The organism is Streptomyces ruber, assembly GCF_014648075.1.
GTDB lineage: Bacteria > Actinomycetota > Actinomycetes > Streptomycetales > Streptomycetaceae > Streptomyces > Streptomyces ruber.
Genome location: NZ_BMQK01000024.1, coordinates 88,583 through 97,672, shown reverse-complemented (window position 1 = coordinate 97,672; position 9,090 = coordinate 88,583). Strand labels below are relative to the sequence as shown.

At 72.9% G+C, this 9,090-nt stretch carries 11 protein-coding genes and 1 pseudogene; 5 read left to right on the top strand and 7 right to left on the bottom strand.

Features of this window, described 5'->3' with window-relative positions; translation table 11 throughout:
* A pseudogene (locus tag IEZ04_RS31865) lies at positions 1–142 on the bottom strand (inositol-3-phosphate synthase); the annotation flags it as partial.
* Between the two features lie 452 nt (positions 143–594).
* Here IEZ04_RS31865 and IEZ04_RS31860 point away from each other — a divergent pair.
* The 4 genes from IEZ04_RS31860 to IEZ04_RS31845 all read left to right on the top strand — a co-directional run bounded on the left by IEZ04_RS31860 (position 595) and on the right by IEZ04_RS31845 (position 5,236).
* Positions 595–1,443 carry an amidohydrolase family protein gene (locus IEZ04_RS31860; protein WP_189220458.1) on the top strand — a complete coding sequence of 283 codons (849 nt, stop codon included), beginning with the start codon at positions 595–597 and terminating at the stop codon, positions 1,441–1,443.
* Positions 1,440–2,618, top strand: a complete 1,179-nt coding sequence (locus IEZ04_RS31855) for a glycosyltransferase family 4 protein (RefSeq protein ID WP_189220457.1) — start codon at positions 1,440–1,442, stop codon at positions 2,616–2,618. The genes IEZ04_RS31860 and IEZ04_RS31855 overlap by 4 nt, the downstream gene beginning before the upstream one ends.
* Before the next feature lie 6 nt (positions 2,619–2,624).
* The gene (locus IEZ04_RS31850) at positions 2,625–3,065 is read left to right on the top strand and encodes a hypothetical protein (RefSeq protein ID WP_189220456.1); all 441 of its coding nucleotides are present in this window, start codon (positions 2,625–2,627) and stop codon (positions 3,063–3,065) included.
* Between the two features lie 104 nt (positions 3,066–3,169).
* The gene (locus IEZ04_RS31845) at positions 3,170–5,236 is read left to right on the top strand and encodes an MDR family MFS transporter (RefSeq protein ID WP_268245710.1); all 2,067 of its coding nucleotides are present in this window, start codon (positions 3,170–3,172) and stop codon (positions 5,234–5,236) included.
* 187 nt (positions 5,237–5,423) lie between these two features.
* Here IEZ04_RS31845 and IEZ04_RS31840 read toward each other — a convergent pair whose 3' ends face one another.
* From IEZ04_RS31840 to IEZ04_RS31830, 3 genes are all read right to left on the bottom strand, one after another.
* Entirely contained in the window at positions 5,424–5,918 is a 495-nt protein-coding gene (locus IEZ04_RS31840; RefSeq protein WP_189220454.1) for a hypothetical protein, read from the bottom strand.
* Positions 5,919–6,068: 150 nt separating this feature from the next.
* Entirely contained in the window at positions 6,069–6,251 is a 183-nt protein-coding gene (locus IEZ04_RS31835) for a hypothetical protein (protein WP_189220453.1), read from the bottom strand.
* 34 nt (positions 6,252–6,285) lie between these two features.
* A complete protein-coding gene (locus IEZ04_RS31830; RefSeq protein ID WP_189220452.1) occupies positions 6,286–6,480 on the bottom strand; it encodes a hypothetical protein in 195 nt (64 codons plus the stop codon).
* Positions 6,481–7,127: 647 nt separating this feature from the next.
* Between IEZ04_RS31830 and IEZ04_RS31825 the strand changes: the two genes are divergently transcribed.
* A complete protein-coding gene (locus IEZ04_RS31825; protein ID WP_189220451.1) occupies positions 7,128–7,544 on the top strand; it encodes a CBS domain-containing protein in 417 nt (138 codons plus the stop codon).
* 322 nt (positions 7,545–7,866) lie between these two features.
* Here IEZ04_RS31825 and IEZ04_RS31820 read toward each other — a convergent pair whose 3' ends face one another.
* The 3 genes from IEZ04_RS31820 to IEZ04_RS31810 form a co-directional block, all read right to left on the bottom strand.
* Positions 7,867–8,070: a hypothetical protein gene (locus IEZ04_RS31820; protein WP_229821419.1), complete on the bottom strand. Its 204-nt coding sequence runs from the start codon at positions 8,068–8,070 to the stop codon at positions 7,867–7,869.
* Positions 8,071–8,242: 172 nt separating this feature from the next.
* Positions 8,243–8,755 (bottom strand): GNAT family N-acetyltransferase, encoded by a 513-nt coding sequence (locus tag IEZ04_RS31815; protein WP_189220450.1) that lies wholly within the window; start codon positions 8,753–8,755, stop codon positions 8,243–8,245.
* Positions 8,756–8,860: 105 nt separating this feature from the next.
* Positions 8,861–9,064 carry an MbtH family protein gene (locus IEZ04_RS31810; protein ID WP_042166983.1) on the bottom strand — a complete coding sequence of 68 codons (204 nt, stop codon included), beginning with the start codon at positions 9,062–9,064 and terminating at the stop codon, positions 8,861–8,863.
* Positions 9,065–9,090 lie beyond the last annotated feature (26 nt).

Genomic DNA, 9,090 nt, shown 5'->3' with positions numbered 1-9,090 from the left:
GGACGTGGTAGTCACCGAACTGCACGTGCATGAGGCCGGGCACCTTGGACGCCGGGTCGGCGTCCTTGTAGTACTCGACCCCCTGCACCAGCGACGCCGCGCAGTTGCCCACGCCGACGACGGCTACGCGAACCGAACCCATGGCGGTTCCTCCTGCTCTCTCGGGATCTCCTGCGAGAAGGGCTCTTCGCCAGGCGGTGTCCTCCGCGGAACCGGTGGGAAACCACCCTCCTCGGGAAGCGCCCGCCCTTCGGAGGCGTCCTGTGCATCCGGCCCGCGTTCCGGCCGGCGAGTTCCGCTGTCATCCGATCGTGTGTCACTTCCGCCGCTCGCGCCACTCCACCCGTATGGATCAGTCATGGCGCAGCCCCGGCCCTCACGTGCCGGCCGGTACCGGCTGATCGCGGTGACGGGGCAGGTCCCGTGCACGGTGCGGTGACTGCCGTCCACTCCCGATGCGAAACGGCACATTCGACCGGATAATTGCGTAATGGCCGGATTAACCCTTTCGCCGTAGTGGTGGCGGGCCCGGAGAGACCCGCCCGGCGGCAGGCCGATGAGCCACTCGGCTCAAGAAGGCGGAGGAGGATCCCCATGGCCGGACCGACGTGGAACCGTCCGGCGTTGCTCGACGCCCGCACCCATCTGGCGGGCTCGGAGCCGGAACGGCTGCTGGGCTTCTCGGTCCTGGACCCGACGCCCGCGCTCGCGGACGGGTTTCTGGAACGCTCCGTGAAGCCGATGCGCGAGGAGGCCCGCCGCTGCCACCACGAACTGGGCCTGCACGGCGTGAGGACGGTGCCGGCCGGCTGGTACCCGAACGACGCCGCCCTGGTGTCCCTTCACCGGGACCTGGCCGAGCTGGGCATGTACGTCGTCTTCCACGGCGGTGCCTTCCTCGACGCCTTCGGGAGCAGCTGCTGCCGTCCCCCGTTCTTCGGGAGCGTGCACCGCGTCCGCGAGCTGAGGGTGCGGCCGGCCGAGGTGGGACGGCCGTGGGCCGACGAGTGCGTGGCGGTGCTCGCGCAGGAGGAGACCGTGTACGGGGACGCCCCCGCCGAGCGGCGGATGCGCTGCGACATGCCGTTCGGGGCCAGCGGGGGCGGGCAGCAGCGGACCTGGCAGCACGCCGTCGACTCGGTGTCGCCGGGGGCGCTGATCCACGGGTCGGACGCCTTCCGGCCGACGGACCCGGACGGGTACCGCGAGCAGTACCTGCAGCCGCAACCGGCGCACTCCGAGGCGGCGTCGAACGCCGGTCATCCGGCCGGGGAGGGCAGCGAGGAGCGCGTGGCCCCGCGGCGGAAGACCTTCCGCGACACCGTGTGGGAGCACTGGTGCAACGCCGTGCGGGAGCCTCAGCGGCCCCGGCCGTCGGACACCTCGCTGTGCCCTCCCAAGGCGCTCACACAGCACGGCACCGTGAGCGGGGGCGGGTCATGAGCGGCCCCGGGCACCTGCTGTTCGTCAGCGACTCGCTGGACCTCGGGGGCGCCGAGCGGGCCCTGCTCGGCCTGGCGTGCGCGCTGTGCGGCGAGGGCCACCGGGTGACCGTCGCCTGCTCGCGCGGCGGGGGCCTGTGCGCGGCGGCGGAGGCGGCGGGGGTCGAGGTCCGCCCGCTGGGCACCGATCTGGTCAAGCGCCGTGTCGACGCGGCGTACGCGCTGCGGGTACGGCAGCTCCTCCACGAACTCCGTCCGGACCTGGTGCACACCCACATGTACGCCAGCACGGCGGCCACCGTGCTGGCGCGCCTCCACAGGGAGGCGGACCACATGGCGGCACGCCACGTGGAGGTGCCGCACGTGGTCACCGAGCACAGCGAGGCGACCTGGCGCGGACCGGCGGCCCGGGCGTTCAGCCGCTGGGCCTACGGCCGGTGCGACGCGTTCATCGCGGTCTCCTCCGCCATCCGGGAGCGTCTCGTGCACGCGGACGGCGTACCCGGGCGGAGAGTCACCGTCATACCCAACGCCCTGCCGGTGCCCGCACACGAGGACCTGGCGCCGCTGAGACACCGTCCCGACGACGGGCACCAGTACGTCGGGGTGGTGGCACGGCTGCAGTGGGAGAAGGGCGTCCACGTCCTTCTCCGGGCCGCGGAACTCCTGGCCCGTACGCGACCGCGCATCCGGTTCGTCGTGGTCGGCGACGGTCCCGACCGCGCCGCCCTCGGCGGGACGGCGGCCGCTCTGCGCCTGGACGACCAGGTGATCTTCATCGGGGCGCAGCCCACCGCGGCGGCCGTCATCCCCAGCTTCGACGTCCTGGCCGTTCCGTCCCTGTCCGAGGGGACGCCCCTGGTCGTCCTGGAGGCGATGGCGGGCGGCACACCGGTCGTGGCCAGCCGCGTCGGAGGCATCCCCGACCAGGTCCGGCACGGGAGGGAGGCCCTGCTCGTGGCCCCCGGCGACCCCGGAGAACTCGCCGCCGGCATCGCCCGTCTGCTGGACGACCGCGCGCTGAGCACCCGCCTGGCCGCGGCCGCCCGCACCCGTGCGACCACGCAGTTCGATCCCGCCCGGCACCTGGCGCGCACGCTCGCCGTCTACCGCGCGGCGCTCGCCCGGGGGGCTCCGGCGTCCCGTGCCCTCCCCGTGTCCGGAGGCGGCCGATGACCGCCGATGACCACGGAGACCGTCGTGCTGCGCCGGGCCGGGCACCAGGACGTCGGGACGGTCCTGGATCCGCTCACCCACTATGACCTGCCCCGCACCTGCTTCGAACCGCTGTACCTCGCCGATCCGACGTACCGGCCCGCCCGCTCGTGGGTGGCCGACGCGGACGGCGAACCCGTGGCCCAGGCGCGCTGCCGCCCCGCGGAGCTGGCGCGGCTGCTGCTCGGCGGCGCCACGGCGGGCACCGCAGGCCCCCTGCGGGACCCGCTGCCCGCGACTGGGTGCCGTGGGTCGCCGACCGCGTATGAGGGTGCCCGCTCCCCGCGGCCGTCCGCCTGCCCGGGTGCCGGCCGGTCCCGCCCGGGTCCCGTCCCGGTTCCGCCCGGGTCCCGTCCCGGTTCCGCCCGGGTGCCGGGTACGGCCGGACCGTTCCGGGACACCGAGTAGCCGTATGGGCTCGTTAGGCGCCCGCGGCCGGTGGAACGGGTGAGTACGAACCACGGTCGTGCCCGCCGGCCCGCTCGGACGGTTGCGGCGGCCACGACGACGACGTGCGATCCCAGGAGTGGGTCCGGATGAGCAGCACCACGAGTCAGGCGGCGACGGACACCGCTCCGCCCGAGCTCGGCCGTCGCCGGACCGTCATCGTCTTCTCGACGATCGTCCTGGGGATGCTGATGGCGGCCCTGGACACGACGATCGTCTCCACCGCGCTGCCCAGCATCGTCGGCGATCTGGGCGGCACCGGCCACATGTCCTGGGTGGTCAGCGCCTACCTGCTGGCGGAGGCGGTGGGGACCGTCCTGGTCGGCAGGCTCGGTGACCTGTTCGGCCGCAAGTCCCTGTTCCAGGTGAACACGGTCGTCTTCATCGCGGGATCGCTGTTCGCCGGGATCGCCCACGACATGCCGATGCTGATCGCCGCCCGCGCGGTCCAGGGCCTGGCCGGCGGTGGCCTGATGGTCACGGCCATGGCGTTGATCGCCGATGTGATCCCGCTGCGCCGGCGCGGCAAGTACCAGGGCGCCCTCGGCGCGGTGTTCGGCGTCGCGACCGTGGGCGGGCCGCTGCTCGGCGGCCTGTTCACCGACCACCTGTCCTGGCGCTGGTCCTTCTACGTCAACGTGCCCGTGGCCCTGGTGATGATCGTGATGACCGTCCGGTACGTGCCCCTGATCCGCACCACGCGCACACCGGTGATCGACTACGCGGGCATCGTGCTGGCCGCCGTCGGGACGGTCGCGCTGACGCTCGCCGTCAGTCTGGGCGGTGTCACCTTCCCGTGGGGGTCCCCCGCGGTCATCGGTCTCTTCGTGGTGTCGCTGGCGGCGTTCGCGGCGTTCGTCGCCGTCGAGCTGCGCGCCCGGGAGCCCACGCTCCCGATGCACCTGTTCCGCAACCCCGTCTTCACCCTGTGCGCCGTCCTCAGCTTCATCGTGGGCTTCACCATGCTGGGCGGCCTCACCTATCTGCCGACCTACCTGCAGTTCGTGGACGGTGAGTCGGCGATCGGCTCCGGCCTGCGCATCCTGCCCATGGAGGCCGGGCTGCTGCTGATGTCCGTGGTCAGCGGCGCGCTGGTCAGCCGCACCGGCCGGTACAAGGTCTTCCCGGTCCTGGGCACCGGGGTGATGGCGCTCGCCCTGTACCTGATGTCCGGCATGGACGCCGACACGAGCACCTGGCGCGAATCCCTGTACATCATGATCCTCGGTGCGGGACTCGGCCTCGCCGGGCAGGTCCTGACCATCGTCGTGCAGAACACCGTGGCGTACCACGACCTGGGCGCCGCCACCTCCGGCGTCAGCTTCTTCCGCACCCTCGGCCAGGGCTTCGGTGCGGCTGTCTTCGGCACCCTCTTCGCGGGCGGCCTGGAGACGAACCTCGCCGATGCCCTGGAGCGGTCGCCGGGGACGGACCCCGCCGCCGCGTCGGCCCCGCACACCCTCCACAAGCTGCCCGCCGAGCTGGCACGTCCCGTGATCGACGCCTACGCCGACGCCATCGGCCATGTCTTCCAGTGGGTGGCGCCCGCGGCGCTGCTCGGCCTGCTCGTCGCCCTCTTCCTCAAGGAGGTCCCCCTGCGGGACCCCTTCCAGTCCACCGCCACCGACCTCGCGGACGGCCTCGCCGCCCCCACCTCCGCCGACTCCGACCTGCAGCTGGAGCGGGCGGTCGCCGCCCTGGTCCACCGCGAGCGGGCAACGGCCGCGCCCGAGGTGCTGGCCGCCTCGGGGAGCACTCTGTCGCTCGGTGAGGCCTGGGGCATCCGGCAGGTGCACTGGCGGGCGTCCGTGGGCGGCCACGCCTCGCTCCGGGCGATCGCCGGCCGGTACGACCTGCCCGGCGACGTGCTGTGCCCCCTCTTCGAGAGGATCGCCGGCGCCGGGTACGTCCACCTCGACGGGGACCGCCTCACCCTGACGGACCGGGGAGACCGGGAGGCCGACCGGATCAGCGCCGCCTGGAAGGAGTGGATCAGCGAGCACCTGGGCCGCGCCTGTCCGGAGGCCGAGGACCGCGTGGACCTGGACCGCGTACTGACCTCCATCGCCGTCCAGCTCTACGACCAGGAACAGCAGACCCTTTCCCGGACGTCCGCGACATCCGCGGTGTGACGTGGACGTCTCCGGCGGCGGCCGCTGTCTCGTCCACCCGCCGTCGGCACTGCCCGCTCGTGTGACCGCCGGTGAAGGAGAAAGCGAAGTGACAGATCCACACCTCCCGGCGCCGGTGCCGGACGGCTCCGCCCCGGTCACCGTGGTGGTCGCCACCCGCAACCGCCGCCCGGGCAGACGCAGCAGGTCAGAGATGGCTGGTCAGGATCTGTGGGGCCAGATTCTTGATCATGGTGTTGGTCCAGCGCATCTGCCGCAAGGTCTCGGGGTGGCACGCGGAGGCGAGCTCGAGCAGCCCGTCGTCCTCGGTGGCCTGTGCGGCCTGGGCGAGCATCTCCCAGTGCAGGGAGTTCTCCGTGGCCGTGAGGTGGAGCTCTCGCAGATCGCGCAGGAGCAGCAGGCCCGGCTCCGGGCGGTGGACCACCGCTTCGGACGCTTTCTCCCTGAGCGTGGACAGCAGGTGCGGGAGCGGCGCGGTGGAGGACGGGCCGAGGTCCAGGCCGTAGCGGTCGGCGGTGTCGGCCAGGCACTGGACGTGGGCGCGGGACCAGTCGGCGAGGTCCAGGGCGACGTGGTGGACCTCGTGCTCGGTGCGGTGCCGCTCGGCCACGGACGTCAGGCGTCCGGCCAGGTGCTTCTCACCGTGGTGGAGAACCCGCAGGGTGAGGGTGACGCCGTTCACCGGGCCTCCTCACGGGGACCGTCCCGCGTGGGGTCGGCCGACTCGGTGACGAGCGCGGAGCGGCCTCCGGTCGTGGCCCGGGGCGCGGAACGGCGCGCCGCCCCGGCGGATGATTCGCGCGCTTGCGCGTATCCGCCGGGGCGGGCTCGCTCACCGATGGCGTCGGGTCTCGTCGCGCACGTCGTCCGGGCCGAGTCCGGCCTCCTCCATCGCCTCCCGCATGGTGCGTCCGGTGGCGCCGTCACCCTGACCGGCTGTCGTCCTCTCGCGCGGCGTCTCGATGACGTCGTCGGTGGACGCCGTCTTCGGGCGGTTCTCCTCGGGAACGGTCACGGCTTCTCCTTGCTCGTCGTTCTACGGGGCGGGCTCAGGCGGGGTGGTCCGGCTGCTGCTCAGGAGGCGTACCGCCTCCCCTGCCTCCGCCCTTGTTCCCGCGGTCCGTGCCATGGGCGTGGCCGCCGCCCTCCTGGGCGCCTTGTGCGGCCTTGCGGGATCGGCTGTCCTGCGGAGTGCCCGCCCCTTTGTCACTGCGCCGCAGCTCGGGCTGTTGCGGGTTCGACACCGGCTCTCCTCCTTCGCCTGTTCGCTCACACGCTTGCCGGTCACGGGTAGCGCACGGGCTCGGTCCGAAACGTCCAGCGGGAACACTCACCCCGTGGGCTCACCGCCGAGCGCCTTCACCACCTCGGTCACATCGGCGTGCTCGCCGCTCCGCTCCGGGGGAGTCACCGCACCGCCTCCGCAACGTGGCCCGGCATATCGCGCCTCGGGAACCGCTCCCGTGACCGCCGGGCCCGTTCGCGTTCCCCACCGGGTGGCGGGACGGGCCCGCCCGGGTCGACGCGGATGTCGGGTGGCCGGCTCCGAACCGTCGGAGCGGATCAGGCTGGACCGGAGGTCGGCGCACGGCGCGGACCTCCGCTTCCGATTCCCGTAGCTCCTGGGCGGCGGTCTCCGGCGACTCGTCCTCGGCGTTCACCACGAGGTCGTGACCGTGGAGCGCGAACTGCCGTGCCGGCTCTGGGCCGATGCCGTAGGACGCGCCGCTGATCAGGGCGAGTGGCCGTGTGCCGGTCATGACGGACGAGTGACCGCCGCGCCCGCAGGCGATGAGCGGAGTGAGCGCGGAGTGAGCGGAAAACGGACCGTTACCAGCCGCAGCACCTGGGAACACGTCCCGGCATCCATCCGAGCGAAGAAGGGGAGTCCATGACCAAGGCGCGGGACATCATGACCGGCGGAGCCGAGTGCGTCGGTGCCGAGGAGACGGTGCTGGACGCGGCCCGCAAGATGAAGGACCTCGGGGTCGGCGCGCTGCCGATCTGCGGCACCGACAACAAGCTGAAGGGTGTCCTGACCGACCGGGACATCGTGGTGAAGGTCCTGGGCGCGGGCAAGGACCCCGCCACCTGTCCGGCCGGGGAACTGGCCCAGGGCGAGGCCGTCACGATCGGCGCCGACGACGACGTGCACGAGATCCTGCGCACCATGTCCACACACAAGGTGCGCCGCCTGCCGGTGATCGACGGACACGACCTGGTCGGCATGGTCGCCCAGGCCGATGTCGCCCGCTCCCTGCCCGACCCCCAGGTCGGTGACCTGCTGCAGGCGCTGTCCAGCGACTGATGCCTCACCTGTTCCCGGGCCGGGCCCCGGCCGCCCTCGTTCGGCAGACGCGAGGTCGCGGGCCGGGGCCCGGGCCGCATTCTCGATGCCGATGGCACACCCGGCCGTGCCGAAGAACCTGGTCGAGCGGTACGAAGCGCTGAGCGCGCCGCACCCCGGGAACGGGAGCGGCGCGCCGCCGAGCGCCCGGGGCCCTAGGCCGTTTCTGACGGCTCTTGGAACCGTCCCCGGACGGTTGTGGGCGGGCCCGATGAGTCAGCCGACGCCTCGCGGGTCGCCTTGCGTAGTGCCGCCCGGCCGGATGATGTCCGACCAAGAGCCGTCAGAAGTGCCCTGGCCGCTCGGCGGCGGCCTTCGTCCGTGCGGGCGCGGGCGGTTCGGCCAGGCGCTGCGGGACGGTCGTCGCCGGCCCGACCGGCGTGGGACGGAAGACCCGTCGTCGGCCGTGAGCCGCCCCGCACAGCCGGCCGAGCTGCTGGAAGGTGCGGGAGGCCGCCACGGCGATGCTCGGCCGCTCCCACTGCATGAGGGCGTCCCGCTCACACAACGGACCTCTTCCTGAGACGTACCCGGATGGGTGCGGGCGACGGGTCGGCTCGGCGCAGCCGCAGTCCTCGACGAACGCCGGGCCCGGGGACGCCACTCGGGCCCTTCGGCATGGCCGGCGGCCGGTTCGGCACCCGGCAGGCGCCGTCACGTCAGTCGGGGTCCGTCGTCGGGATCACCATCAGCCGGGACACGGTGCCGTCGTCGCCGACCACGTCGCGCACGTGCCGGGCGCCCAGTCGGCCGCACAGGGCCAGGCTGGCGGTGTTGCCGGCGTCGACCATGCCGTAGGCCTCCTTCAGGCCCAGGTCGTCGGCGGCGTGGCGGAGCAGGCGGCGGACCGCTTCCGTGCCCAGGCCCCGGCCCCAGTGCCCGGGGGCGAGGGCGGCGATCAGTTCGTGGCCGTCGACGTTGCCGGTCTTCTTCACCTCCGCGTGGCCGACGTAGACCTCCTCGCGCCACAGTCCCCACACGTCGAACCTGCGCCGCGGGTAGACGTCGGTGAGGATGGCGCGGAACAGCGTGCGGATGTCCGCCTCCGGCACGCGTTCCTGGCCCATCCAGCGGCAGACCTCCTCGTCGCGCAGCAAGGCCACGAAGACGTCCTCGTCCCCGGGGCGGTAGGGCCGGAACGTGAGTCGTTCGCTGTGCAGGACCGGTGTCATGACGGCTCCTCGGGACGGGCGGGACGGAACGGGCGGGCAGGGCAGCAGCCGGGGTGCGGTCGTGTTCCGCACCCCGGCCTGTTCCTCACTGCTGCGTGGGACGGGTCAGGCTTCGGCGTTCTCCATACGCTCCCGCAGGCTGCGCGGGCGCATGTCGGTCCAGACCTCGTCGACGTAGGCGGAGCACTCCGCCTCCGTGCCCTCCTTGCCGACGGGCTGCCAGCCCGCGGGCACCTCGACGTCGACGGGCCACAGCGAATACTGCTCCTCGTCGTTGCGCAGCACCTGGTAGCGGGTGTTCTCGTCCATGTCTGTGGGTCTCGCTCTCTCGGGTC